The sequence below is a fragment of the Stieleria sp. JC731 genome (assembly GCF_020966635.1).
Taxonomy (GTDB): Bacteria; Planctomycetota; Planctomycetia; order Pirellulales; family Pirellulaceae; genus Stieleria.
The window spans coordinates 667,868-694,660 of record NZ_JAJKFQ010000011.1; the positions used below are offsets into that span (position 1 = coordinate 667,868).

Below are 26,793 nucleotides of genomic sequence, written 5' to 3' on the forward strand. Positions count from 1 at the left end.
TTGCCACGTACCTGTCTCGCAGCCTCCTGGCTGCCGGTGCTTTGAAGGAACAGCCACTCAACCGCGGCTAGCGCCTTTGCGGCTCAGTGATATTTCACTTATCCACCTACAAAAAAACCGCTTGCCAACAATTGCTGTGGCAAGCGGTTTGTGTTTCGGGCAATCGGCTTGAAGGAGGGTGAAGCAAAGCCAATTGCTCCGATAGGACTCCAGCGGTCGCGAATCACCGGACCCGCAAATGGTGATTCGCGTCGAAAGCCCGGTTCATGATGCGTTGCACGTCACCGGGCTCAATTGGGTCGGTGACCGAAATTAGGCCGCGACTTTGATAAACGATGCGAGGCGATCAGCTCGGCTCGGGCTTTGCAGTTTGGCAACCGCTTTGGCTTCGATCTGGCGTACACGTTCACGGGTTACTTTAAAGATCCGGCCGCATTCTTCCAGCGTGTAGCTGTAGCCATCAACCAAGCCATATCGCAGGCGAATGATTTCGCGTTCGCGATACGTCAGCGTCTTAAGCAGTTCTTCGATCTTGCTTTTCAGCAAGCCTGTTGCCGCCATGTGGACAGGGTTCAAGCTATCGTTGTCTTCGATGAATTCACCGAAGCTGCTGTCTTCGCCTTCACCAACAGGACGATCCAGGCTGGCTGGGTGACGTCCGATGTCCATGACGCGTTGGACTTCTTCCAACGGAACTTCGGTCGCTTCAGCGATTTCTTCGTAGGTCGGTTCGCGGCGAAGCGTTTGGACCAACTTTTTCTGTGCCTGGCGAAGTTTGCTAAGCACATCGATCATGTGAACCGGAATTCGAATGGTGCGGGCTTGATCCGCGATCGCACGGGTGATTGCTTGGCGAATCCACCAAGTCGCGTAAGTGCTAAACTTGAACCCGCGACGGTATTCGTATTTATCAACCGCACGCATCAGGCCGGTGTTGCCCTCTTGAATCAGATCCAAGAACGATAGGCCACGGTTTCGATACTTCTTCGCGATCGAGACAACGAGACGGAGGTTGCCGCTGCTCAGTTGGCGTTTGGTCGCTTCGAAACGCTCGAAGTACTCGCGAGCCTTTTTGACTCGCTTGTCCAAGCTTTCTGGCGTTTCCTGTGTCAGCATCATTAGCTCACGCAATTCTTGACGAAGGTCAGCAGCTTCGTCGCGGCTGACAGCATCGGTTCCAAGCTCTGCAAGGCGGAAGCGAACGTAGTTCATACGCTTTGAAAATTCTTCCAGTCGAGCGAGCATTGGCGTGACGCGGCGGCTTCGCAAGCTCAGTTCTTCGACAAGTTCCAAAGCCTTTTTGCGGCGTGAGATGAACCGTCGGCGGACTTCCGCTTTCAGGCGTGGCGGGGTGCTCTTACGGACCATCGCTTCGAAGTCTTCGCGGTTTTGGACGATCAGGTGATCGAGTGTGCGAAGGTTGTGTGGCATCCGCGCCGAGATTTGTTCTTTGGTCAGGTGTTCGGTCAAAGAAACCTTGATGGTGCGATCGAAAGGAAGTTCTCCACCGTGGACTCGGTGAAGGACCTCGACGGTGTGACGCAGTGCGTAGTCGCTTTCCAGCAAGCAGCGACGGAACTGGCGACGGGTGACTTCGATCTTTTTTGCCAGGGAGATTTCTTCGTCGCGAGAAAGCAACGGGATCTCAGCCATTTGGCTAAGGTACATCCGGATCGGATCGTCGCTCGCTTTTGGCAGATCCGCGCTGGAAAGGTCAGCGGTGATGTCTTCTTCAGGCAGGTCATCGCGATCAACGCTGCCTTCGATCTCGCGACGGGTTTCGCGTACGTTGGGTTCGGGCTTGCGGATGCGACGGGCGGCGACGCTATCGCCATCAACCAGTTTGATTCCGAAGCGTTCGATCGCTTCGATCAGACGGTTTAGCTTTTTTGGGCTTCCGTCTTCGTCGGGGAGGTAGCTATTGATCTCTTCGTACGTCAAGCAACCTTGCTCGTGGAAACGTTCGACCAAATCAGCCAATTCTTGATCCATCAAAAGCATGATTCAAAACCTCTTGTTTGAGTTGCCCCTCATGGGCATTTGCGGGTGCTGGGTCCTGCTGCCACATTGCTGCTTCGGGCGCCGTGGCAGTTGTTAATCTCGTTAGAGATTGTGCGGTGCGAAGGTGTTTGCTAATCAAACACCGTCAGAGCGGATTCGATCCTCCTATCGATCGAGTTGTTGACTCGTTTTAGCGCTCTCGAAAAGTTGTTTTAGAAGTTCCAACTCTTGTTCTTCATCCAAGCTCAATGATTCTAGCTGAGCAATCTTCCTTTGCTTGTCAGCCTTCTCCTCGCGATCATGATATTGCTTGAGAACACTTTGGAACCGTTGTTCGGCAGATAGCGTACTGCGTCCTTCACGACGTGCTAGTCGAAACTGCATCGATACGACTTCATTTTTCAAAAAGTCGTTCTCTAATAATAGCAAAAGACTGTCAGCACTAAGGTCGCGTCCGTCCAGATCCAGCTCTTGATAAGCCGACAGCAGCATCTTTGCCGCATAGGTATCAAGCCAGTCTGGGTCGATCGTTTCCACTGCTCTTCCGGCTAAATCCGGCGACTCAATCATGGCTTCAAATAGCTCACGATCGATGGAGCTTAATGGAATATCTTTCTGTGGTTTTGGTTTAGAGACCGGTGCGTCAAACGAAGGTTCGGCGACTTCGGAGTAATAGCTCGCGTCGTCGAAATACATCTCGCCAGGATCGCTATCGAACTCAGCGGCTTCGTTAAGCAGCATGTTGGGGTCGAAGTTACCATCATCGAAAGATGGCTTGGACTTTGACGGAGACGGTTTGGACCGAGTCGGCTTTGAACCTGTGGTTTGTTGTTGAGGCGAAGGTTGATCTGCCTGTACTGAAGCCGAGTTCGGTTTGTCTTGGTTAGCTTGTTGTGTTTGACGAAACCGCTTGGCCTTTTGATCGCGTTCTTTTTGCTCAACACGCTTTTGTTTTAAGCGTTCTTCCAATCGTTCTTTGCTGATGCCAAAGGTGCGCGACAGTCGCAGCATCATTTGGTCCAGCTTGATCGGATCAAGCTTGGTTGCTTTGGCTAAGATCGATGTCATTGTGTCGATTGCCGACATCACTTGGTGTGTGTCGTTGGTGACATCAATGCCTTCGGTTAGCGAATGCAGTTTGTGTTCCAGGGCATCGGGAGCCTGTTCGATGAGGGCTTCCATTGCGGTACGACCGTGTTCGGCCAAGTAGTCAGCCGGGTCCATTCCGTCGGGTAACGTCAGCACACGTAGGTCTGCATCGGCTTTGACGAATAGTTCTAAAACTTCGTCAGCTCGCCTGCGCCCGGCCGCGTCACCGTCTAGTACTAAGACGACTCGATCGGTCCAGCGTTTGAGCAGTTTGACGTGGCCTTCGCCAAGCGCTGTCCCCAAGACCGCGACAGCGGGTTCGATGCCAGCTTGGTGAGCCGCGATAACATCGGTGTAGCCTTCCATGACCAAGGCTTGTCCACCTTTGCGGATCGCTTCTTTCGATTTGTCTAACGCATAGAGCTGCTGCGATTTTCGAAACAGTATGGTTTCAGGACCATTGATGTACTTTCCACCCGCCTTATCGCCATGTCGAGCAGCGATCGGCGGGATGACTCGTCCGCCCATCGAAATCGGGCGTCCTTGCGAGTCATGGATGGGGAACATCAATCGACCACGGAACAGGTCGTAGCTTCCGCCACCACGACGGTTCAGTGCGATTCCTGCGGCGGGGCCAATCTCGTCACGAAACTTGTTTTGTTGCAACAGGTTTGTCGCGAAGTCCCAGCTATCGGGCGAAAAGCCGATTTGAAATTTCTGGCGTTGCTGGTCATCAATCCCTCGCTCTTCTAGGTAGGCTCGGGCGATCTTGGCATCGTCTGACGCGGGCGAGTCGAGTAGATCGTAGTAGGCTTTGCAAACGAGCTGAACGGCAGCGAGCAAAGTTGACTTGTCGTCTTTGGATCCTGGCTCGGCTTTGGGGCCGACCTGGTACTCGATTCCCGCTTCATCGGCGAGCATCTTGAGGGCGGTGATAAAGTCGACGCCTTCGCGTTTCATGACGAAGCTAAATACGTCGCCTCCGATGTCACAGACCCAACATTTCCAGGTTTGCCGTTCTTTGTTGACAGTTAATGAGGGCGAGCGATCGTCATGCCAAGGGCAGCGCGCTGCCAGCATGCGACCTTTCGGCGACAGGGTAAGCGATGTGCCAATCACGTCGACAATGTCGACCGCTGCACGCACACGTTCTTTGAGATCGAGGTCCAACATTGCGGACGCAGCAACTCGCTGAAATAATCCCGCTTGATGGGTCAGGTCGGTTTGCCAATCAAACCAGCTGACAGTCATCGCGCAGGGGCCTGCGAAACCATCCGGATCGGTCCACCCGTGCCAAGTTTTGGCAGTGCCTTTTCCTGAAGGCAGGCGGGCAAATTTCGATCACACGCACTCCTTTGCAGCGTAACACATTTTGCCCGGTTCCTTCAGATACACTGTCGGGGGACCGGCACAAATGGTGTCTCGCATGCGAGCAGGGAGGAGTTTCACGATCTGCAGATTTTGCGTCAATATCAGTTTCACGACAAAATTTTGTTCATGAATCTGTCCACCGGTACCGAACCGGGGGCCATTCGTGAAGGCAACCGCGGTTAGCGCCTTTGCGGTTCAGGGGCAATCGAAGTGAGCCGTTTCGCGCTAGCGACGGTTAAATGAATTGCAGACTTATTGGCGGGCAGAGCCCGCGAGACATCGCATGCGAGGCGGGAGCCTCGCACGAGGGAATTTTTCAAACTCGTCGCAAGGCTCCTGCCTTGCGACGTACCTGTCTCGCAGCCTCCTGGCTGCCAGAGCGCCGATTCATTGAAATCTCAACCGCGGCTAGCGCCTTCGCGGTTCAGGGGCAATCAAAGTGAGCCGGTTCTCGCTAGCGACGGTTTCTCGGGTGTCGTGGTCGTTGGTTGATTCAACCGTGGCGAGCGTCTTTGCGGCTCAGGGATGAAGTGCTGCCGGCCATCGATCACTCGTAATCCCACTTCATGATCCAAGGATCCTGGTACTGCTTTTGTAGCTCTTTTAGCTTCTTCTTGTACGTCTCCAGAACATCTGCATGTCCGGGGCTGTCGGCAAGGTTGGTCGACTCGTTCGGATCCGTTTGCATATCGAACAATTCAAATTCGGGTCGTTGCACGTAGCTGCCGACCGTCATTTGTCCGTATGGTGCGTCGTTTCCTTTGGCCAGTTGGGCTTGCCAGCTGCTCGCTGCCCAAAGGTCGGACGCGAATGGGTAGGGCAACGGGTGGGCGATGTTCCAAATCAGCTTGTACTTGTCATCGCGAACGACTCGCATCGGGTAATACATTTGGATTTCGTGAAACGTGTGCGATGCCATGATCACGTCGTGGTGAGTTTGATCGGGATCGCTCAAGCATCCGAGCCATGATTTGCCATGGTAGCTGTTGAATGGCTTGCCTCCGTTGCGATTGCTCACCGCTGCAGCTTCGTTTTCCTTCCAAAACTGATTGACCTTTTGCATCTTTTTGGGTGCGTTGGCTTTTTGATCCAGGCCACCCGCAAAGTCCAGCAGGGTCGGTGTGATATCGATGTGGCTAATTAAGGCTTGGCTTTTGAAACCGCGTTCTGGCTGATAGGGATCACGCACCACCATCGGAACGTGAAGGCCGCCTTCGTAAACCGTCGTTTTTCCTCCGGCGAATGCCATTCCATGATCGCTAGTGAAGACGATCAGAGTTTTATCGTAGAGGTCTGCTTCCTTTAGGATCTTGACCAAGCGTGCAACCCCCGCGTCGACACGCGAGCATGATTGGTAGTACTGCGCGAGTTCTTCCCGTGTTTCAGTCGTGTCAGGAAGGAACGGCGGAACGGTCACTTCGTTGGGATCAAAGAATGTCTCGTCGACGCCTGGGAAGGAGCCTTTGTTGGGCTTGTTTCCGAACAGGTTCGGTTTGAATTTGGATTCGCTTGTTTGGTCTGTTCCGCCACCACGGTGTGGATCGGAAGTGCCAAAGTACAAGAAGAACGGGCGGTCGTCGTCGCGGTCGATGATGAAGTCTTGGCACTTGTCGGCCATTTCGACTGCATTGCGACCATTGCCCTTCAGGTAGGTCTCGAAGTGATAGACGGTTTCCGGAGCGACGTGGTACTTGCCAATGTGCCCCGTTCGGTACCCTGCACGCTGCATCACTCGGGGCAGCGCCAGTCCGACAACATCCTGGAACGTTGTGAACTTGTGATAGGCATGTTCGTGCCCGAACTGGCCGTTGCGATGATTGTGAAGCCCGCTCATGACGACGCTTCGGCTGGCACTGCACGAAGCTGTCGTCGCGAATGCTCGGTCGAACACGACGCCGTCCTTTGCAATCGCATCGATCGCGGGCGTCTTGGCTGCTAGGTCACCGTAGCAGCCGAGCGTGGGGCTTTCGTCGTCGGTGATGATGAAGATGACATTTCGCTCTGCCGCTTGGCTTCGAAGGGCAAAGCCGATGAGTGCGATAAAGATTGCGGTGGCAAATCGGATCGGCATAAGAAAGGTGGGGTTTGGTGGGGCGATGGAGGAATGTCGCGAAATTGATTCGCGGCACTCCTATAGCCTACACTCAATCCACTGCGCCAACTTAAGTACATGGCCGGTCATACGCTGGGCCGACAGTCGATGCAGAACTGGCACCAAGCGAATGGAGCAGCCTGCACCTCGCTGTTGAGACCAAGCTTGGCGAATCTTGGTCGTCGAAAGGTGCTGCCTTTGGCGTATTAGCGACCTTCGGCGCCGATCCAAGTGCCGACGGTTTCACCGTTAACCGCACGGACAATGCTGCCGGATTGTTTGAAGTTGAATACCAGGATGGGCTTGTTGTGCTCGGCGCAAAGTGCGATTGCGGTGGCGTCCATCACACGCAGTTGTTTCTCGCTAACGTCTCGGAATGTCAGGGAGTCGTAAAGCACTGCGTGTGGATTCTTTTCAGGGTCGTCGCTATAGACGCCGTCAACACGGGTGGCTTTCAAGACAACGTCGGCATCGATCTCTAGCGCGCGCTGTGCGGCAGCGGTATCGGTGGTCACGAATGGGTTGCCAATTCCTGCGGCCAATATGATCACACGCCCCTTTTCTAGATGTCTGATCGCACGGCGGCGGATGAATGTTTCAGCAATCTTGTCCATCGGGACTGCAGACATCACGCGTGTCGACAGGCCTGTTTTCTCAATCGCATCTTGCATTGCGAGTGAATTGATCACTGTCGCGAGCATACCCATATAGTGTGCGGTGGCTTCTTGGACCAACGCGTTGGTACCAGAGAATTGCGCACCACGAAGGATGTTGCCTCCGCCAACGACGATCGCAATTTGGCAGCCGCTTTCGTGAGCCTGTTTAATTTGGTTTGCGATCTCACCCATTTCTTTGCTGCTGATCCCTCGCCCCCCGGAATCGGCGAGGCTTTCCCCGCTGAGTTTGAGGATCACTCGTTTGTAGCGAAGGTTGCTGTCGTTTGATTCGGGCATGACGGTGCAGGATCTGTGGGGAAGCAGTGATGGTCTTGGGTGACCGTGGCAAGGTTTCAAGAGCATACGAAAAAACCTCGTTCATCCGCAGGGGACGAACGAGGTTTCTTGGATGGGAGAGTTTGGACGGTTTTAACACCGTCCGGCGGCACCACTGCGTGGCTTAGCCACCAACGGAAACTCGCTTGAACGCGACAACTTCGGCGCCGTCGCTGAATTCTGCGATTGCGGCTTCGACTGTCTTGGTGTCATCAAGAGCGTAGAACTGGCTTAGCAAGCACTTCTCTTGGTCCAACAAGGTGTTGTCGGCGACGAAGCGTTCCATTTTTCCGGGAACGATCTTGTCCCAGATCTTTTCTGGTTTGCCTTCAGCCTTTAGTTCAGCCTTGATTGCTTCTTCTGCGGCAGCCAAAACTTCTGGGGTCAGTTGTTTGCGGCTAGCGTACTGAGGGACGTTCTTGAGTGGTTTGCCAAGGCGTTCGCGGTCTTCGTTTTCGATCTTGATTTGTCCTTGAAGCGATTCGGCTTCTTTGGCGACGTATTCGGCATCGAACTCGTCTGGGGTCAAGATTGAAGGGCTCATCGCTGCGATGTGCATTGCAACGCTGCGGAAAAACTGTGCCGCCTCGTCTTTGCCGCCGTCCTTGTAGGAAACAAGGACACCGATCTTGCTGCCGGCGTGGATGTAAGAAGCGAGTTGGTCGCCTTCGACAACTTGGAAGTCCGCGACTTCGATTTTCTCGCCAACGGTACCGGTGCGTTCGACCAGTTTCTCGGCAACAGTGCTGCCTTCGAATTCCATTGCGGCGACTTCTTCTTTGGTCTTCAGGCCTTTTGCAAGGGCCGCTTGGGCGAGTTGTTCGGCAAGCTTGAGGTGGTCTTCGTTTTTGGCAACGAAGTCGGTTTCGCAGCTCAGTGCCAGCAGGACGCCTTTGTCGCCCTCGGCGACTGCGACGACAACGCCTTCGTTTGCTTCGCGGTCAGCACGCTTTGCAGCGACTTTTTGACCTTTCTTGCGCAAGTAATCCAGTGCACCTTCCAGGTCGCCGCCGGACTCTTCGAGTGCTTTTTTGCAGTCCATCATGCCTGCGCCGGTGGACTTTCTAAGTTCGCTAACGTCTTTGGCTGAGATCGCCATGGCTGCCTCCGATACGTCTAAATCTGAGTTGTCTTATGTGAAGTGTTGCCGGCGGTCATGTGATCGCTGGCAGATGATTTAACGGTGACGGTCCCGCTGTCGGTGGGCCAATGCGAATGGCCGATTCGATTGACAGGGGCTCTCTTAAAAACAAAGCGTCAGGGTTTTGAAGTTCTGACGCTCAGCGGATTTCGTTCGTGTCTGGCGCGGCACCGTGGTTTCAGGTGCCGCATCGATCGTTAGAGCTTACGCTTCAGGAGCGGCGGCTTCAGCAGCAGGTTCGGCCGCTGGGGCTTCAGCTGCAGGTGCGGAATCGTTTGCACCAGGAACTTCGGTCATTCCGCGTCCCTTGATGACAGCTTCGGAGAGTTGCTTCAGGATCAATTCGATGCTGCGAATACCGTCGTCGTTACCTGGGATCGGCAGGTCGATCAGCGAAGGATCACTGTCGGTGTCGATCAGGCCAACGGTGGTGATGCCGAGGCGTTTTGCTTCGCGAACGGCGTTGCGTTCTTTGCCTGGGTCAACGATGAATAAGCATTCGGGCAAGCGGTTCATGGTTCGCAAGCCGTTCAGGTTGCGATACATCTTGCGATATTCACGATTCAGGGCCGACTGCATCTTCTTGCTGTAGCCGTTGATCGCGTCGCTGTTGCGGATTTGCTCCAGCTCTTCCAAACGGCCCAGTCGGCTACGAATGGTGCGGAAGTTTGTCAGCGTACCACCAAGCCAGCGTTCGCTGACAAATGGCATGCCGCAGCGTGATGCTTGTTCTTCGATCGCTTCGCCGGCTTGACGCTTGGTGCCGACGAACAAGATCAACGATCCGCCAGAAGCAACTTGGCCGAGGTATTTCTTTGCTCGCAACATGCCGCGAAGGGTTTCGCGGATGTCCAAGATGTGAATTTGGTTTTTGCTACCGAAGATGTATGGCTTCATCTTCGGGTTCCAGAGACTGGTGCGGTGTCCGAAGTGAACACCAGCTTCAATCATTTCCTGAACAATTGGATTCGACATCGACAGATTTTCTCCGTTCTGTGATCAGCCAAGGCTCGCACGAAACAGTGACGCAAACGGAAACGACAGTTTCCAACACGGCTGTTCCCAGGGGCTGGCACCGAAGGCAGCGAACGCTGCAGGTGCCCCCGCAAATAGCGGGGCCCTTCGTCCCATCAAAGCTGACGGTTTGGGGGTTAAAAAACATTTCACCCGCATTTGCAGGTGAGGGGGTCAGAAGTTAGCGAAAGGAATTCGATTCGACAAGGCATCAAATTTGCTTCGCAGGTACGGATATCGGACGCCGATCAGCGTTTGTCCTCCTGAATCGATCGTTTTCCGGCATTGCACCCGCTGCTGGTGTAGGCACTTTTGCTGTCGATCGGTGTTCTAGCCTAAAAATGACCGATATTTGAGTCTCTGCGCAACCTGGGATGGTTGATCATCGAGTCTGGCCTGAATAATCCACTGGCATCTCCATTGAGGGGGCGGGGGCATTCAAATAGCAGCTCCGACAGGGGCGAAAACATCGTTCTGTCTTGCCATGCACCCGCCGACTTCGCTATGTCGAGTATGGATGCCAGCTTTTAGGCATTTCGCAACGGGCAAACTTGACGCTTCAGTGACAGGTCCGCGGTGGCTGGTTCCCTAATGTGACCGACCGCAGCTCTGGAATCGGCTTCAAACGAATCAAATTAGACGGATAAGCAGACATGGATGTCTTCGCACCGAATCGCAGCGTTTCACACCAAGCTAAACGTACACTCCTAAGGAAACAAATTGCGAAGTTGTTTTCGGTAGGGCTGGTGGCTTCTTCGGCTGCGGTTTTCGTCGGCGCTATCGCATCGAATGCAAATGCCGCACAGCCGTTGACTGATCCCATTGTCGCTTCTGCTGGTCAGGCTCCCGTGGACAGCAGTCAGGCTGCCGCGGACACCAGTTCCGAGGCGGCGGGAGAACCGTATGTCGTCTTTGTTGCTGATCAAAAAGCGTATACACGATGCGGCCCAGGCGAAAAGCACTATCGGACTGATGAGCTTCGCGTCGGACAAGAGCTTGAGGTCTATGTCGAAACCGAGGACGGTTGGCTGGGGATTCGGCCAACAGAAGACAGTTTCTGCTGGGTTTCAGGCGACTCCGTCCGGTTGGACAGCAATGGTGAGGTCGCCACTGTCCTAGAGGACAAGACGATCGCTTGGATCGGAACCAATTTGGGACAGGCGCGTCGCTATCGTTGGCAGGTGCAGCTGCAATCTGGCGAAGAGGTTGCCGTGATCGATGTCGCAACCCGACAAGATGGAGCCGCAGAAAAGAAATGGATGCGTATCGTCCCACCCTCGGGCGAATTCCGCTGGGTGCACCGGGATCAGGTTGTCGATTCCGCTGAAGCATTGGCGGCGGTGATCGCCAAAAACGCTGCTTCGGCGAAGTTGGCTTCTGCAAAAACGCAAGCGAAGCCCGCTAATTCGGTTGGCAAGACGCTTCAGCCGGTTCGTCCCATCGCCGCTGCGAAGCCGCAAGAGGTCAAAGCGTCCCCTGCTGTGCAGAGAGTTGCATCAGAGTCTGTTGCTGAATCGTCAACAACTCAGCGAGTCGCGGAGGCCGATGTCAATGCATCGAAGTCAGCGGAGCCTCGTTCGGCCGATCCGGGCTTAAGGGTCGTCAATAACGTTCCACAATTGCAACCGATTCGGCAAACACCTCGAGCCGTCGTTCAGGATCGAGCCATTCAGTTTCACCGCGGTGTAGACGTTGAAGAATTTGAAGACCGTGGCGCGGTGATCGGCAGTGGCCTTCGTCGTGACTGGGGATCGGAAGATGCTGCGTTGGCAGATGCCGCAGGCGATAGTTTTGATCGTTTGGCAGGCGACTTGGATGCATCGTCGGTCTTGTCCGAGGATGCGATTTCGGCACCTCCGGCTAACGGTGCTGCTGCGGCGGCATCCGCGATCGCCAGTCCGTTTAAAAAGGTTTCTGAGGTCGTCGCCAACTTTATCAGTCCACCTCGGATCGTTCAGATCGATACTCGCGACCAGAACGCGATGGCCGCGCAGGCTAGCTTTGATCAGCAGTGGTCTGTCGGTCCAGGAAGGCAATCTCCGGTTCAGCCAAACTTGATGCCGCCGCAATCACTTGGTGCGATCGCTTCTTACAATACTTCACCTATTGCTACCGCGGCTCCGGTAGGCGGAAACGCGCTCAGTCAGATCGGGAGTCGTTTAGGTGAGCCGCAGGTAAGCCCAGCAAATCATGTCGCGCAGGCCAGTCGCGTTGCTCAGGCCAGTGCGGCAGAAACTGCGAAGCGTCGAGAGGTTTCGGTTGAACAGATCGCACGTATTGCTGACGCGATGGTAACGGCGGATGTTGGAAATGTAGACCGTTGGCTTTCAAAGCTGATTGCCGAGAGCGCCAGTGCGGACGAGATGGATCCGTTGATCCGTCGTGCGGAAGACCTGCTTCGAACCGGCGTCATTGCGGATGCGAATCGAACTCGCGAATTGCTGTCGCGGGCTAGGGAGTACCGCTACATTGCCGCGCGTCGTGACGGTCCGACTTTGGTGCGAGGCAACGGTGTTGGAGTTCGCAGTGAACCGGTTTTAACCGCTTCGCAGTCCCACGCCCCTGCGTCGCAGTCCATTACCACCGCTTCGCAGGCTGTTGCCCCTGCTTCAGCGACAGTTGAGATGCCACTACAGACGCAGGTTCCCGCAAAGGTTGTTCCTGTCGAAGATCCTAAGCCAGTTCGTGAGAATGCGACGGGGTATTTGGTGCAAGTTTATTCTTCGCGTCCCAACAGTCCGCCATACGCACTGACTGATGAAACAGGCGTCACAACTGCTTACGTCACACCGTTTCCGGGGATCAATTTGCGAACTCACCTCAATAGCCGAGTTGCTGTGAAGGGTCAGCAAAAGTTGCTCGAGGGGATGAGTACGCCACACTTTCTGGTCGACGAAGTCATTCGCCGCTAATCAGTTCAGTCAGGCGATTGTTTTCAGAGATGTAGGTGGCAGTCGCCGAACTGCAGATCAAGGCACGCATTCTGTCGTGCCTTGTTTTTGTAGAGCGTGAATGCTTTCACGTATCCGCTCGCAATTACTCCGCAACGAGACGCGCGAGCGTTTCCGTCTGCGTTGACGTTGGGGGCTAAGGCAAGCTATGCCAGCTGTTACGCCGGCAATCTTTTTAGCAGCGTAGCGGGAGCATTTGGCTGAGGTACTGTCGGGTGTGATCTAAGACGTCGTCGTAGCCGATGTGTTCGACGTCTTCACCGATCAGTTCAACTTCGAGTGCGCCTTGATAGCTGTAGCGGACCAGCAGGTCCATCAGATCCATGATCGGAACTCGCCCATCGCCGAGAAGGCAGCGATTCATTTCACCCAGAGGGCTGTGACGGCCGTCGCCCAGTTGGACGAGTTGGATGTAAGGTGCGACTTCACTAAATAGCTGAAGTGCATCGTCTTCCATGCCCAGATGGTAGGTGTCAAAGACTATGCCAAGCGACCGATTGTTGACGCGATCAATGATGTCCATGGTCGCATCAAGCTCGTTGATGAAAGACCATTCGTCACCACATCCTGGGTGCATCGGTTCGATAGCGACTTTAACACCGTGTTCGGATGCGACCGCAGTGATCCGCCTTAAGGCTTGGCACAATACACGTCGCAAGTGAGTGCTGATGTGATTGTTTTTACCACCAGCGAGAATGATCAGTGATTCGGCACCGAGTTCGGCTGCCTGCATCACGGCTGCGATTCCGTCGGAAACGGAGTCCTCAAAGGATCGGCCATCGCTTCCGGTGAAACCCCCTGCCCACGATAAAGAAGTCGCGGTCATGGAGTGTTCGGCAAGCAGCTCGGCTGTCCGTTCGATTCCGTAGTCTTCGACCTTCGGACGATACAAACCGATGCCGGTAAAGCCACGCTCGAAGTACGCGTGGACGTCTGCTTCCAAATCCCAACGCAGGGTTGATATTTGGCTGACAGATAACTTGTTCATCCGTGTTTGACCAATCAGGTAGTGATCCCCGCTTGGCGGAATCGCTCAAGCGGCTAGTGCCACGAGCGATTGTAATAGATCTTCGAATCCAGCGATGCGCGAACCCTTTGATGGCAAAACACTTTTTTCAAAAGTCTAAGCGAGATCTTCGAAAGCGGCTTCGATCAGTTCACGTTGTTCCAAGACGTGTGCAGCCATACTGCCGGTGCTCGGGCTAGCCGATTCCGCACGTGTGACTGGTTTGAGCTGCCAGCCTGCTGCGGAAAGGTCATCGCCGAAGTTTAGTTTCACGTAGGGCCACGAACCCATGTTAAGCGGTTCGTCTTGAACGAAGAACAGTTCTGCGTCGCGAGGTGCGCCATCGAGTGCGCTGATCAGCTCTTCGCTGGAAAGCGGATAAAGCTGTTCTAGTCGGATCATCGAAACATCTTCACGACCGAGTTCTTCGCGATGCTTCTTCAGGTCGTAGTAGATCTTTCCGGTGCAAAGGATCACACGTTTGGCGTCTTTAACAGCGACGTTCGGATCGGCTAGCAGTTTCTTGAAGCTTCCGTTGGCGATTTCGGCACGTTGGCTAATCACTTCGGGGTGACGCAGCAGGCTCTTTGGGGTGAGGACAACAAGAGGCTTGCGCCATTTGCGAATGACCTGTCGACGCAGCAAGTGAAAGTATTGCGCCGGAGTTGTCGGTTGGCAGACTTGGATGTTGTGTTCAGCGCTCATGGCCAAGAAACGTTCAACACGAGCGCTGCAGTGTTCGGGGCCTTGGCCTTCGAAACCGTGTGGCAACAGCATGACCAATCCGCTGAGCCGATTCCATTTGTCTTCGGCGCTGGCGATAAACTGGTCAACAATCACCTGAGCACAATTCCAGAAGTCACCGAACTGCGCTTCCCACATGACGAGGTCGTTGGGTGCATCAAGTGAGTAGCCGTATTCGAATCCTAGGACACCAGCTTCGCTGAGCGGGCTGTTGTGGATTTCGATACTGACGTCATCGTTGGCCAGCGAAGTCAACGGCATGAAGGTCTCGCCGGTTTTAACATCATGCTGAACCGCATGTCGTTGTGAAAACGTTCCGCGTTGACAGTCTTGTCCGGTCAGGCGAACGGAATGTCCGCCGGACATCAATGTTGCAAACGCGGCCAATTCAGCCGTCGCCCAGTCGAAGGGCAATTCGCCTTTTGACATCTTCCGGCGGTTGGCGATCAGTCGCTTCAGTTTCTTGTGCGGCGCGAACTCATCGGGCAGGCGAGTGATCTCGTCGACAAGTTCGCCGAGTTTTTCTTCATCAACGGTGGTGTCTGTCGGTTCGACGGGTTCGGGGCCACCGAAGTATTCGGCCCAGCCAGCGGCCAGGGTTTGTGTATCTGGAACGAAGGGTTCGTGCTGGCTGGCTTCAAATTCCGATTCGAGTTTTTCGGTTCGTTTCTTTTGGATCTCTTCTGCATCGGCATCTGTGATCTTGCCGAGCGTTTTAAGACTGTTGAGGTACTGTTCGCGAACGCTGGGACGTTGGTCGATCGTCGCGTACATCCGTGGCTGAGTAAATCGCGGCTCGTCGCCTTCGTTGTGTCCCCAGCGGCGGTAGGCGTATAGGTCGATCACCACATCGCGTTGGAATTCGTTGCGGAAATCCATCGCCAGTGACACAACCTGGGCAACGGCCTCGGGGTCTTCACCGTTGACGTGGAAAATCGGGATTTGCAGCATCCGTGCGATGTCGGTCGCATAGGTTGTGCTGCGACCGCACTCCGGTTCGGTGGTGAAGCCGACTTGGTTGTTGATCACGATGTGCAAGGTTCCGCCGACGCGGTAGCCATTAAGTTGGCTGAGGTTCAGGGTTTCTTGCACGATGCCTTCGCCCGCGAATGCGGCGTCGCCGTGAATCAGCATCGTCATGACTTCACGACGGTTTTTGTCACCGCGATGGTCTTGTTTGCAACGGGCTCGTCCCATCGCCACGGTGTTGACGAATTCCAAGTGGCTGGGGTTAAAGCACAGCGAGATGTGCAACCGGTCTCCGCTGGCGGTTTTCCAGTCACTGCTGTAACCCAAGTGATAGCGAACGTCACCGCCACCACGGTTCATCTCTGGATTTGGATCATCAAATGACCAGAAAATATTCATTGCACGCTTCTTCATGATGTTTGCCATCACGTTCAAGCGTCCGCGGTGGGCCATTCCCATCACGACTTCTTTGACGCCGTGTTCGCCGGCCTTTTCCAGGGCCAAGTCGATCATCGGGATCAGTGTTTCGGCGCCTTCGAGCGAAAACGTCTTGGCACCAACGAATTTGCGGCGGACGAATTCTTCGAAAATCGACGCATCGGCCAGTCGGGCATAGATCCGGCGCTGGACCTGGCGTGACAGTTCAAGCCGATTTTCGGTGCTTTCCATCCGTTGCTGCAGCCAATCGCGAATGTTGCGATTGTCGATATGCATGAACTGCGCACCGATGGAACGGCAGTAGGTGTTCTGCAGTTTTGTAAGGATGGCGTCCAGTGTGTCGCCTTTGACATGCTCGACCGCCGAGGAATCGAGCCGCCGCTGCAAGTCGGTTTTGCTAAGCCCATAGCGTGTCGGGCTCAGCTCTGGTGGCATCGAGCGATCAATCCCCAGTGGGTCCAGCTGAGCGCGGAGGTGTCCTCGCACACGATACTCACGCACCAATTGGTTGACCCGGTCCTGCATCCGCGACATCCAAAGGGCTTGGTCGGTCGCTTCGTCACCGGTTGATCCCTTGGCTGCGCGAGCGATCGCGGCGCCAATCGAGGGTGGTGCAGGTGCTTCGGCAACGGCGGTCTGCTGGCCATTGCCGGAGGACTTTGCCAAACTGGCGCCGCCCGAACTTGATGCGGTCTTCGCGGCGCTGCCTTTGCCAGGCGAGACAACCATGAATTGTTCGAAATATTGCCGCCAGGTCTCCGGGACACTTTCGGAATCCTGGACATATTGGACATACAGTTCATCGATGTAGTCCAAGCTAAACGTATTCATATCAACCGATGCCGATTGCGAATGTCGTCGACCACATTGGGAAGGTTGTGCCGACGAGTGTACTTCTTAATTGACGGAGCGAATCGCGACGTTGTCGCAGGCCGATGAAGGCGAATTGGCCGACGCGATAGCGACACTCCCAATTGTCCTGCCGCTACTTTTGTCAGTCTAGAATTCCTTCGTTTAATCGTCACCTACAGCCAGACGCCCCGCAGTTCGTTTTCTGCAAAATTCCCAAACTGGTTTTTTCGTTTCAGTTTGTGCGGATTCCCAGTTCGATATCAGGGACCGCCCTCAGCGTTTCGGCGATCAGCGAAGCGTATTTGAGTTAATGCAGACAGACTTTGCTCGAATCCTCTGCAATTCGCCAAACGCAAAGCCCGGTCGGTGCTTGCACGGGCGATTTGGCTGGTCAGTCACACGAGTGCTTCGTTCCAACTCGATTTTAGGATTAGCCGTATGGCTTTAGCCACGGTTTCAGTGCAGTAACCGGGGCTAACGCCCGTCGGCTGATGACCCGAACCCGTATTTTCTTATGGAACGAAGCACTCGATTGATCATTCGCTGATCACTTTTTGACCAACGACAACGCAACCCGCTTTCCTAGTGCCGGCCCGCCACGATAACTCTTGTTGGCTGATCGGCTGCGTAAACGCTATCCTAGCGGTGCATTCACGGCATCGCACCGAACGCTCTTTGAACGGTTCGGTATGCCAGAGGCGAATTATGACGATCATGGAGGTGAAAAGTGCAGGTAATGAAACGCAATCAAAGGCAGCTGTCTCGATCTCGGTCAAAGTTGATTGTTGCCGGGGTGATGGGACTCGCCGTAACTGCGGCGATTGGCAGTGCGGCGATTTCCAGCGATGACGCCCCTATCCAGACAAAACCTGCCCAAACAAGACCGACCCAGAATGCTGCCCAGCCGGCCAATCAACGCTGGGTAAATCAACACTGGGCCAATCAACGCTGGGCACAGCTTTCCAATGGTCAAGCACGCACGCCAGTCGGGACGGCTACGACTGACACGGGGCTGGCAAAAGAAACGCCCGATGCCAGAACGCCAGCTTTTGAGCCGCTGACGATCGAGAAGACGCCGCTGGGGACCGCGATTACAATGCCCCAGGGCGTGACACCGCCTTCGGCTGATATTCAGGACAACCCTGCGATCGAGGAAGCGATTCGTCGAGCACTGGATTCTCCGAACGATGTCGGGCCGATTAATAACCCAATGCTGGGGGACGTCATCAATGTCATCCGCGGGCAAAAAAGCGTGCTAGCCGGGTCGACGCTTGAAGAGATGCTTCGAGAGGACCAACCGGAAACGTCCCAGTCCGATCCAAGTTCAAGTCGGCGTGATCAGTCATCGCGTCAAATGCGCGCTGCGGAGTCATTGTTGAGGTCGAGCCGATTGTTGGAGCAAACTGGTGCAGGCGGTGATTCGCGGGATCAGTTGATTCGTCAAATGCGTTCGGAGGCAGCAAGGTTATTGAATGAAGCGTTGAAGCCGGCCGAATCGTCACCGGCGAACCAGCCAGCCGAAATTCCTGTGAAGCAAACTTTGGATCAGGCGACTGCCACCGGATCAGGCAATGCTCCAGAGCATCGCAACCGATGATGTCCGACGGAGGGGGAATAAACCGAGAGCGAGCTGATTGCTTCGTTGTCATCCCTCCCTGAACCTTCCCCCTTACCTTCAAACCATCACGCGACCACGGTCGCTTCGATTCATTGTCCGCACGTCGTCACAAGAAACAGTCTGTTCGTCCACTGGACGCGAAGAAATCGCCGAGTGCTTCGTCGGATGCGGATCAAGGCGTTCCGCCATCGACCGATACCATCGCCAATGACGGAGCACGTGCGAATGTGAAACGCCCGCGCTGGCTTTTATTCGCCTCGGTAATCGTGTTGCTAGCCGCGGGAGGGGTGTTTGCAGATTACTTCTCCGCGATGCCGGAAGGGATCACGCCCACTTTCGTTGGACGTCAAGCTTGCGTGGATTGCCATCAAGCGGAAACCAAAGCCTTCATCGGATCCGATCACGATAAAGCCATGGATTTGGCGACCGATGAAACGGTTTTGGGTGACTTCAATGATGTCACGTTCGAGCACGATGGGCTGCAAAATCGAATGTACCGAGACGGCAAGCGTTTTATGGTGCATACCGATGGCGAAGACGGCCAGATGCACGACTTCGAAGTCAAGTATGTCTTTGGGGTCTATCCACTGCAGCAGTACATGGTCGAATTTGATGATGACAAGCCGTCGCCGGACAAAGGAAAATCGTCTGAAAGTGCCGATTCGAATTCTGGCCCTGATCAAGCCGAGCCTGCGACGTGCGAAGTCGGGCGACTGCAAGTGCTGCGTATTTCCTGGGACAGTCGCGATAAACGCTGGTTTTATCTGCGACCGCCAGATGTGAGCGACAAACTTGCCGCGGACGACCCTTTGCACTGGACCGGAATCGCACAACGTTGGCAAACGATGTGTGCGGAATGTCACTCGACGAATTTGCAAACCAATTTCGATCCGAAAACGGTGACTTATCACACAACTTTTTCCGAGATCGATGTCAGCTGCGAGGCATGTCACGGACCGGCGTCTTTGCACGTTGAGCTAGCGAACAAGAAATCCATGTTCTGGGATCGACGCTATGGTTACGGTCTTGTCAATCAGCTCAAGGGTGACGATCCCGAACCGCAGCTGCAGACATGTGCCCCATGCCACAGTCGGCGTGGTGTGATGGATGACAGTGGGACCGGTGGTCCGAATTACTGTGATCACTATCGATTAGAGACGCTTGGTGAGTTGACGTACCACGGCGACGGTCAAATCAAAGATGAAGACTATGTTTATGGTTCGTTCATCCAAAGCAAGATGTACCACAAGAGCATTCGTTGTACCGACTGTCATGATCCACACTCACTAAAGCTTAAACACCCAGGCAATCAGACCTGTACGTCGTGCCATCAGCACCCTGCCGGAAAGTACGATGTTGTTTCGCACCATCAGCACGCACCAGGATCCGAAGGTGCAAAGTGCGTGAATTGTCATATGCCCGAGACGACTTATATGGAAGTCGACCCACGGCGTGACCACAGCATTCGAGTGCCTCGCCCGGATTTGTCGGTCTCATTGGGGACGCCCAACGCTTGCAGTCGCTGTCACGTTCAGGACCAGCTGAAAAACTTGGCACCGGAGCAGAAGAGCCGATTCGAAGCCTATGACTATGCACGGTGGCTTCGGGTTGCCGAAGAGACTCCCGAGATGCCGATTGGGAATGATGGTGAATCGATTCGACAGTTGATCAAAGAGACGGATCAGTGGTGCGACGCTGCGTGTGACCAATGGTATGGAGCAGAACGCAAAAAGGAGCCGCATTTCGCAGAAGCTCTTGTGCCGCTCCGCCAAGGTGATCCCGAAGGCATTGAACGCGCAGCGGAGTTTCTCTCTTATGACGACCACCGGGCTCCGGCAATCGCGCGTGCGACACTTTTGGAAGAGCTCGCCCGGCGGCGTGTGATGGGGCTGCCCAACTTGGTCAATTCAATTTTGAATGACCAAGATGAACACCCAATGGTTCGTTCCAGTGCCGCATCCATTCTGCCTTCGACCGGTTCGACCCAAACTCGCGAACAGCTTGTCAAGTTGCTCGACGATCCATCGCGTTTGGTGCGCTCGACGGCTGCCCAAAGTTTGGTGCATTCACAAGAGCTATCGCGTTTGTCAGCTGCTCAACGTGCCAAGTTAAATACCGCTTTGGATGAAGTTCACGACGAGTTGATGGTTTCATCGGACCGTTCGGGAGCCCACCTTGGCTGGGGGATCATTTGCGAACGATTGGGGCGAATTCCGGATGCGATCAATGCGTATCAAGATGCCATTCGTGTCGAGCCGAGGACGACCGGTCCGCATGCAAATCTGGCATCGCTTTATGAGCGAATCGCTGAGAGCGTTAATCCAGCCGAGCGCGAAAAATACCTTGCCGCAGCAGCTAAACTTAGGAAACAGAATTTGGGGCTTTTGGCTCGCGATGCGGAACTGGCTCCGGAATTGGCACCGATCCAATTTCAGTACGGTTTGGCTCTTTATCTGGATGGGCAACTCGACAAGTCGTTGGAACAATTGAAAAAAGCTGTCGATCTTGATCCCGAAAACCCGCAGTTCAAAGTGGCCTATGATGAGCTTCGGGCCAAACTGGAGTCGGATGCCGGGCAGTAAACATGACAGGTTTTGCAGCCAGCAGATTTTGATTGTCGCCCTTCACTCCGTGAAGGTAGCGTTCCGTCCCCAGGATCATGCGGAGGAGAAGGTGCAAAACAAAGTCATCAGGCTGCTCAGCGACGAGGCGTTTAACAACCACTTTGCTCCGATAATGTCGAACGTGAATGCGTGCTTTGCTAAAATACTTCGCCGATTTATGGAACAATTGGACCGGTGATCGTGAGATGGAGTTGGCGATCCGCAAGTATCTCAACAGCAACGGATACTTCGGTAGCTCCATGAAGCTACAAAATGTGCGATTGGTCGCGGTCCAGCGCCCCGGTTGGCTTCAGATCTATCGGTTCGAAGCGGTGGCGCGTGTCGAGCTACCGGCTTCTGATGGTCCGGAACCGGAACCGGTGTATCATCAGCTCTACGGGTTGGTGAAGGACGACATTCGGCACAAAATACTGGTGGTTCGGGCATTCGAGTCGTCTTTGCAGCGACGCAAACTGTATCGCGAATGGGCCGAGGATTTGATCGAGCTGCGCGGGGCGCATGGCTTAGGCTAGTGGTCAGTCGATTTGCGACTGCCGCCTTTCAATCCGCGGGAGTAGCGGTTTTCCGGCTGGGTTGGCAGAATCGAAGGTGACTTTAGAAAAGGCCAAAGCTGAAGATCAACAAGTCCTTTGCGTTCGGGCGAACCACACGATTCCTTTTGATGAAACTACAACAACGTTGACAACGTGATGCGAATTTATCAATCACTGCTCGTTCTTTTGTTCGCCACCACACAGGTAGCGATTCCCCAAGAGCCGGCTAGTAAAGAAGACGTCCAAACGAGTGATCCCGCTGCGGCTGTCGACGAGCAAGAGCTATCTGCGGAAAAAGAAGCCGAGTTGATTTCGTCCACACGGCAGATCACGTTCGAAGGCCGCCGCGCCGGTGAAGGCTACTTCAGTCGTGACGGGCAGAAGATGGTCTTCCAAAGTGAGCGTGATCCAGCCAATCCGTTCTATCAAATCTTCTTGATGGACTTGGCAACCGGTGACATTGAAAAGGTTTCGCCGGGACAGGGCCGAACAACCTGTGCTTGGATTCATCCCGAAGGCGACCGGGTATTGTTTTCGAGTACACATCATGACCCGACCTCGGTCGCCCAGCAACAAGACCTGCTGCAGCGTCGGCTGACCGGTGATGTGCCACGCTACGAATGGAACTACGACCCGGAATATGAGCTTTATGAACGTCTCGACGACGGATCGTACAAGCGATTGTCCAATGCGAGGGGCTATGATGCCGAGGCGAGCTACAGCCCCGACGGAACACAGATCGTTTTCGCATCCAACCGCGCTGCCTATCAAAAACAGCTTTCGGAGCGAGAAACAGAACTGCTGAAGCATGATCAGCAGTACTTCATCGACCTCTATATCATGGATGCAGATGGTTCGAACGTCCGGCAGCTAACCGATGTTCCAGGCTACGATGGCGGGCCGTTCTTTTCACCTGATGGCGAACGCATCTGCTGGCGACGTTTTGCCGAAGACGGCCTGACTGCCGAAATCTATACGATGAAACGGGACGGTTCGGACGTCCGACGATTGACCGAAATCAATGCCATGAGTTGGGCGCCATTTTTTCATCCCAGTGGCGACTATCTGATCTTCACGACCAATCGCCATGGGTTTGGCAACTTTGAACTCTATTGCGTGCGGGCGGATGGCAAGGGCGAACCAGTGCGTGTGACTTACACCGATGGCTTTGACGGGTTGCCAGTGTTCCTGCCGGATGGGAATCAACTGTCTTGGACAAGCAATCGTACTCCGGAAAAACGTTCGCAGATCTTTTTGGGGAAATGGAACGATGCCGAGATTCGCAAGCGATTGGGGATCGGCGAATCCGGTGATCAAACAGACGCTTCGGAAGCAGCGAAGTTGGCTGCGGAGGAATCGTTGCCCGATTTTTCACCTCAGGATGTGGCTCGACACGTCGACTATCTAACTCGCCCTGAACTGGAAGGCCGATTGACCGGAACCGAAGGGGAGAAACGGGCGACCGCTTACGTCGCGGCTTATTTGGAAAGCCTGGGGTTTGTACCAGCGGGCCAAGACGGAACGTTCTTTGATGAATTTGAATTTCCCGCAGGTTGTGAAATTGCGGACGGAAATGAGCTATCGATTGGGGACACCAAAGCGGAGCTGAATCGCGATTGGCGTCCGCTCGCGTTTTCCGCAGATATCGAAATTGAGCCCACCGAAGTTGTCTTTGCGGGCTATGGAATGCGAGTGCCAGGCTCGGATGAAGTTCAGGAGTATGACAGCTATGTGCACCTGAACGTTGCCGGTCGATGGGTGATGGTTTTTCGCGATATGCCACAAGACATTTCTCCCGAACGTCGGCAGCAAATGGCTCGTTACAGTTCGCCGCGTCGAAAAGCATCCTTTGCTCGTGATCTCGGTGCGAAAGGGATCATCTTCGTCGCTGGCCCGACCAGTAAAGTTCGCAATCAACTGATCCAATTTGATTCCGCAGCGTCAGCATCGGGAGTCAGCATCGCGGCCATTTCGATCACCAACGAGATGGCGGAAAAATTGTTCTCAGAGGCTGACGGCAAGCTTGCCGAGCAACAAGCGTCACTCGATGGCGGTGAGATGGCGTTGGGCTACCTTCTTGAAGGTGAACGTGTCGGGACGTCAATCACGGTTGAGAGGAAAACGGGAGTCGGTCGCAACGTCATTGCTCGATTGCCCGCTGATGAGTCAAAGGATGAACCGACTTATCCTTTCGTTTCGATCGGTGCTCACGTGGATCACCTCGGTCGCGGAGCGGGTAGCAATTCGCTCGCGCGTGAAGACGAACTTGATCAGGTTCACCAAGGCGCCGATGACAACGCATCTGGTGTCGCTGCTATGCTGGAAATCGCCCAGTATCTGGCTTCGGAAAAGAACGCCGGTCGCTTAAAGATGCAGCGTGATCTGCTGATCGCGGCTTGGAGTGGTGAGGAACTGGGCTTGTATGGTTCGCAGGCATTTGTTGAATCGTTCGATGAATTTTTTCCAGATGCGCCGAAGTCAGAAATTGATCCCGAAGCGGAACGGATCGCCCAAGCACATGGGATGACCAACAACGCAAAGCCACTGACCAAAGCTGTCGCGGTTTATTTGAATTTGGATATGGTCGGTCGCTTGCGTGAAAAGTTGATCGTTCAAGGGATCGGATCGTCGCCAAAGTTTGAAGCGTTGGTGAATCGCCGAAACGTGCCTGTTGGGTTGCCGCTGACGCTGGACAAGACCAGCACGCGTTTGCCTACCGACGCGTCAGCATTTGTGTCACGCGATGTGCCAATCCTTTCGGCCTTCACAGGAGCTCATGAGGACTATCACACTCCACGTGATACGAAGGAAAAGCTCAACTACGACGGTGCCGCTGACACGGCGAAGTTGTTTGCTCTGCTGTCGCGAGGCTTTTTGACAGATGATTCCGTACCGGAGTTCAAGCTCGAAGAAGGGCCTCGCGATGAAGAGGAAGTCCCGCGTGCGAGGTTGACTGCTTCACTCGGGACAGTTCCAGACTACGGTGCCGGCAAAATCAAAGGGCAAAAGCTGAGCGGTGTGCGACCGGGAACCCCTGCCGCCGATGCCGGTCTGCAAGGCGGCGATATTGTCGTCGAGTTGGCAGGTCGCAAGATCGAAGATATCTACGACTACACCTACGCGATCGAAGCGTTGAAGATTGGGGAAGAGACAACGATCAAGGTTCAGCGTGATGACAAAACGTTGAGCATCAAGATCACGCCTGCAGCTCGCGAGTAGTCATGCACATCGCCATTGCGGCGAAGCTTTGCTTTCGCAGTGGAGCTTCGCTGTCGATGACTAACGTCGTCGGTTACAAACGAGCTAGCGGATAAGATCCCAAAACTTCTAGGCGTCTGGTGAACGTGCCGAGATCTTCAATTGCTTTTTGAGCATCCGCATTAGCGCGATGCCCAGCAAATTCGACGAAAAAGAGGTATTCGTTTCGAGAGTCAGGTGAGGGAAAGGATTCAATCCAAGTCAGGTTCAAGTTTGCCTCGCTAAAGACTGTCATCGCTTGGGCAAGAGCACCAGGCTGATGTTCGACTTGAAACAAGATGGAGGTTTTGTCGTCACCGGTCGGTTCGGTTTCGTCCCGACCGAGGACTGCAAATCGTGTTACGTTGTCTTGTCGATCTTCGATGTCGGCGTTCAACACCGTCAATCCGTAGGCTTGTCCAGCAGCCATACTTGCGACCGCCGCGATATGGGGCGATTGCGATGCCGATTCCGCCGCCGCAGTCGTGCTGCTGACCTCGATCAGCTTGGCAGCGGGAAAGTTGGCGGCCAGCCAGTCGCGACACTGTGACAGCGCTTGTGGTTTGCTATGGATTTCGGTGATCTGCTCGCGAGTCCCGCTTGCCAACAAGTTGTGATGAATCGGCAGTAGGACCTCACCGCAGATTTGCATGTGACGCCGTACAAACATTCCCAACGTGTCAACGATTCTGCCGTCGGTACTGTTTTCGATCGGCACCATGCCACAGACCGCATCGCCACGATGGACCGCATCGAAAACCGCCGGGATGCTGGAAACGGGTGCAAAATCTGCGGATTCACCAAAATGCTTGATCGCAGCGAGATGGCTATAGCTATAGATCGGGCCAAGAAATGCGACCGCCCCGGTGCGAACCTGCTGGCGGCTGTGGCTTGCGATGTGACGAAGAACGCTCGCACAAGACTGTAGAACTTCTGCATCCATCACCGCATCCGATCCTTTGGCAAAGTCCTGCAATAGCTTTGCAAGTTGGATGTTTTCGGTGCCGACAGTTGGTAGCTTTCCGTCTTTTGCCATGTCCTGAACGATTTGATCTCGTTTTTGGATCATCGAAAGTAAGTCGAGATCAATTTGCCGCAAGGAATCGGGTTGATTGGCGGAAGGATCGTTGGCGGCCATGGCGAGACAGGTTGGGAAGATCAGTCGTTGCGTGATGTAACTTCAGAACTAAACGTTCAAAAGGAATCTTACCTCGCAGTGACTTCGATGACGACCGGGACTTCTGTAACGACCGGAGCACACTTCGGGGCTCGTGTTGTCGTCAATGATCCATCAGCAACCCATCTGATCCGGTTGTTTTGCCCACCATGTTTGTCAGCCCACCATATCCAACCGGCGTTTCCAACCTTTTGCCTTGTTGCTTTCCACTTTGGTCCAGCTGTAAACCCGCAGTGGAGGCAGGTTTCGCGGGACGTTCTGTTTTCGTGGCTGCCCGAAGAGCGGGTGCGCGACCTTGGTGACGTCGTCGCGAAGCTGATACGCCAGGAAAACTCCGGTGTTGTCCAAGACGTCATAGATCTGTCTGGTGATCTGTCGCGCTGCTTGTGCCGGAATGGCGCTGAAGGGGATGCCCGAAACCACTACGTCGCACTTGCGGATCCCATGTTTGCGTGCGATCGATCGAAGGTCTACCGCGTCGCCAATTTCGTAGGCGAATCGGGAATCAGAGATTTCGCTTAGTGCGTCCCCGAATACAGCTGTCTTTTCGATCGACAATAGCCGAGAGCTTTTCGGCATTTGGTCGAGCAAGGCGGTAGAAGTTCCGCCAGCTCCTGGACCAAGTTCGATCACCGTTTCCGCTTCACGGATGCATGTTCGATATGCCAAACACTCCATCAATTGCGTCGAACTGGGAAGGACGGTTGCGACCTGACGGGGGTTTTGAAGCCACGCCCTAAATACGCACCAAGTGCGTTGTGCAAAAGACGGCTGAGGAACGTCGATCGGGCGACCCGACGGAGGTGTGATTGCTTCGGCTGTGGATGTCATAGAAGTATTTCGTTGCGAACCGTGCGAGTTGCAAAACGTGCGCGTTGCATACCGTGCGAAATGTCACCGAGGCGATCCGTCACCAGGGGTTGGTGAATGCGAAACGCCAACAA

15 protein-coding genes are annotated in these 26,793 nt (G+C 54.4%); 5 read left to right on the forward strand and 10 right to left on the reverse strand.

Annotation, left to right across the window (positions count from 1 at the left end):
* Positions 1 to 312 precede the first annotated feature (312 nt).
* The 6 genes from LOC67_RS19405 to rpsB all read right to left on the reverse strand — a co-directional run bounded on the left by LOC67_RS19405 (position 313) and on the right by rpsB (position 9,661).
* The gene (locus tag LOC67_RS19405; protein ID WP_230264389.1) at positions 313 to 2,001 is read right to left on the reverse strand and encodes a sigma-70 family RNA polymerase sigma factor; all 1,689 of its coding nucleotides are present in this window, start codon (positions 1,999 to 2,001) and stop codon (positions 313 to 315) included.
* A gap of 165 nt (positions 2,002 to 2,166) precedes the next feature.
* On the reverse strand, positions 2,167 to 4,341 hold the full coding sequence (gene dnaG, locus LOC67_RS19410) for a DNA primase (protein WP_230264390.1): 2,175 nt from the start codon (positions 4,339 to 4,341) through the stop codon (positions 2,167 to 2,169).
* 667 nt (positions 4,342 to 5,008) lie between these two features.
* The gene (locus LOC67_RS19415) at positions 5,009 to 6,532 is read right to left on the reverse strand and encodes a sulfatase (protein WP_230264392.1); all 1,524 of its coding nucleotides are present in this window, start codon (positions 6,530 to 6,532) and stop codon (positions 5,009 to 5,011) included.
* 227 nt (positions 6,533 to 6,759) lie between these two features.
* Positions 6,760 to 7,506 (reverse strand): UMP kinase, encoded by a 747-nt coding sequence (gene pyrH / locus LOC67_RS19420; protein ID WP_230264393.1) that lies wholly within the window; start codon positions 7,504 to 7,506, stop codon positions 6,760 to 6,762.
* A 163-nt stretch (positions 7,507 to 7,669) separates the two neighbouring features.
* A complete protein-coding gene (gene tsf, locus LOC67_RS19425; RefSeq protein WP_230264394.1) occupies positions 7,670 to 8,644 on the reverse strand; it encodes a translation elongation factor Ts in 975 nt (324 codons plus the stop codon).
* A 246-nt stretch (positions 8,645 to 8,890) separates the two neighbouring features.
* Complete coding sequence (rpsB, locus tag LOC67_RS19430; RefSeq protein WP_230264395.1) at positions 8,891 to 9,661, reverse strand: 30S ribosomal protein S2; 771 nt, start codon at positions 9,659 to 9,661, stop codon at positions 8,891 to 8,893.
* A 692-nt stretch (positions 9,662 to 10,353) separates the two neighbouring features.
* Here rpsB and LOC67_RS19435 point away from each other — a divergent pair.
* Positions 10,354 to 12,612 carry a hypothetical protein gene (locus LOC67_RS19435; protein ID WP_230264396.1) on the forward strand — a complete coding sequence of 753 codons (2,259 nt, stop codon included), beginning with the start codon at positions 10,354 to 10,356 and terminating at the stop codon, positions 12,610 to 12,612.
* Positions 12,613 to 12,826: 214 nt separating this feature from the next.
* Here LOC67_RS19435 and LOC67_RS19440 read toward each other — a convergent pair whose 3' ends face one another.
* Together LOC67_RS19440 and LOC67_RS19445 are read right to left on the reverse strand one after the other, a co-directional pair.
* Positions 12,827 to 13,639, reverse strand: coding sequence for a sugar phosphate isomerase/epimerase family protein (locus tag LOC67_RS19440; RefSeq protein WP_230264397.1), 813 nt, complete (start codon positions 13,637 to 13,639; stop codon positions 12,827 to 12,829).
* 135 nt (positions 13,640 to 13,774) lie between these two features.
* Positions 13,775 to 16,639, reverse strand: coding sequence for a 2-oxoglutarate dehydrogenase E1 component (locus LOC67_RS19445; protein ID WP_230264398.1), 2,865 nt, complete (start codon positions 16,637 to 16,639; stop codon positions 13,775 to 13,777).
* Between the two features lie 757 nt (positions 16,640 to 17,396).
* Here LOC67_RS19445 and LOC67_RS19450 point away from each other — a divergent pair.
* From LOC67_RS19450 to LOC67_RS19465, 4 genes are all read left to right on the forward strand, one after another.
* Positions 17,397 to 18,257 carry a hypothetical protein gene (locus LOC67_RS19450; protein WP_230264399.1) on the forward strand — a complete coding sequence of 287 codons (861 nt, stop codon included), beginning with the start codon at positions 17,397 to 17,399 and terminating at the stop codon, positions 18,255 to 18,257.
* Between the two features lie 113 nt (positions 18,258 to 18,370).
* Complete coding sequence (locus LOC67_RS19455; RefSeq protein ID WP_230264400.1) at positions 18,371 to 20,860, forward strand: HEAT repeat domain-containing protein; 2,490 nt, start codon at positions 18,371 to 18,373, stop codon at positions 20,858 to 20,860.
* 167 nt (positions 20,861 to 21,027) lie between these two features.
* Positions 21,028 to 21,414, forward strand: a complete 387-nt coding sequence (locus LOC67_RS19460) for a hypothetical protein (protein WP_230264401.1) — start codon at positions 21,028 to 21,030, stop codon at positions 21,412 to 21,414.
* A 177-nt stretch (positions 21,415 to 21,591) separates the two neighbouring features.
* Positions 21,592 to 24,654 (forward strand): M28 family peptidase, encoded by a 3,063-nt coding sequence (locus LOC67_RS19465; protein ID WP_230264402.1) that lies wholly within the window; start codon positions 21,592 to 21,594, stop codon positions 24,652 to 24,654.
* Positions 24,655 to 24,727: 73 nt separating this feature from the next.
* Here LOC67_RS19465 and pheA read toward each other — a convergent pair whose 3' ends face one another.
* Together pheA and LOC67_RS19475 are read right to left on the reverse strand one after the other, a co-directional pair.
* Complete coding sequence (pheA, locus tag LOC67_RS19470; RefSeq protein ID WP_230264403.1) at positions 24,728 to 25,810, reverse strand: prephenate dehydratase; 1,083 nt, start codon at positions 25,808 to 25,810, stop codon at positions 24,728 to 24,730.
* 195 nt (positions 25,811 to 26,005) lie between these two features.
* The gene (locus LOC67_RS19475; protein ID WP_230264404.1) at positions 26,006 to 26,680 is read right to left on the reverse strand and encodes a class I SAM-dependent methyltransferase; all 675 of its coding nucleotides are present in this window, start codon (positions 26,678 to 26,680) and stop codon (positions 26,006 to 26,008) included.
* Positions 26,681 to 26,793 lie beyond the last annotated feature (113 nt).

Excerpts from the sequence above, each read along its gene's own strand:
- LOC67_RS19405 (WP_230264389.1), bottom strand. The coding sequence starts at position 2,001 with ATGCTTTTGATGGATCAAGAATTGGCTGATTTGGTCGAACGTTTCCAC.
- dnaG (WP_230264390.1), bottom strand. The coding sequence starts at position 4,341 with ATGACTGTCAGCTGGTTTGATTGGCAAACCGACCTGACCCATCAAGCG.
- LOC67_RS19415 (WP_230264392.1), bottom strand. The coding sequence starts at position 6,532 with ATGCCGATCCGATTTGCCACCGCAATCTTTATCGCACTCATCGGCTTT.
- pyrH (WP_230264393.1), bottom strand. The coding sequence starts at position 7,506 with ATGCCCGAATCAAACGACAGCAACCTTCGCTACAAACGAGTGATCCTC.
- tsf (WP_230264394.1), bottom strand. The coding sequence starts at position 8,644 with ATGGCGATCTCAGCCAAAGACGTTAGCGAACTTAGAAAGTCCACCGGC.
- rpsB (WP_230264395.1), bottom strand. The coding sequence starts at position 9,661 with ATGTCGAATCCAATTGTTCAGGAAATGATTGAAGCTGGTGTTCACTTC.
- LOC67_RS19435 (WP_230264396.1), top strand. The coding sequence starts at position 10,354 with ATGGATGTCTTCGCACCGAATCGCAGCGTTTCACACCAAGCTAAACGT.
- LOC67_RS19440 (WP_230264397.1), bottom strand. The coding sequence starts at position 13,639 with ATGAACAAGTTATCTGTCAGCCAAATATCAACCCTGCGTTGGGATTTG.
- LOC67_RS19445 (WP_230264398.1), bottom strand. The coding sequence starts at position 16,639 with ATGAATACGTTTAGCTTGGACTACATCGATGAACTGTATGTCCAATAT.
- LOC67_RS19450 (WP_230264399.1), top strand. The coding sequence starts at position 17,397 with ATGAAACGCAATCAAAGGCAGCTGTCTCGATCTCGGTCAAAGTTGATT.
- LOC67_RS19460 (WP_230264401.1), top strand. The coding sequence starts at position 21,028 with ATGCGTGCTTTGCTAAAATACTTCGCCGATTTATGGAACAATTGGACC.
- LOC67_RS19465 (WP_230264402.1), top strand. The coding sequence starts at position 21,592 with ATGCGAATTTATCAATCACTGCTCGTTCTTTTGTTCGCCACCACACAG.
- pheA (WP_230264403.1), bottom strand. The coding sequence starts at position 25,810 with ATGGCCGCCAACGATCCTTCCGCCAATCAACCCGATTCCTTGCGGCAA.
- LOC67_RS19475 (WP_230264404.1), bottom strand. The coding sequence starts at position 26,680 with ATGACATCCACAGCCGAAGCAATCACACCTCCGTCGGGTCGCCCGATC.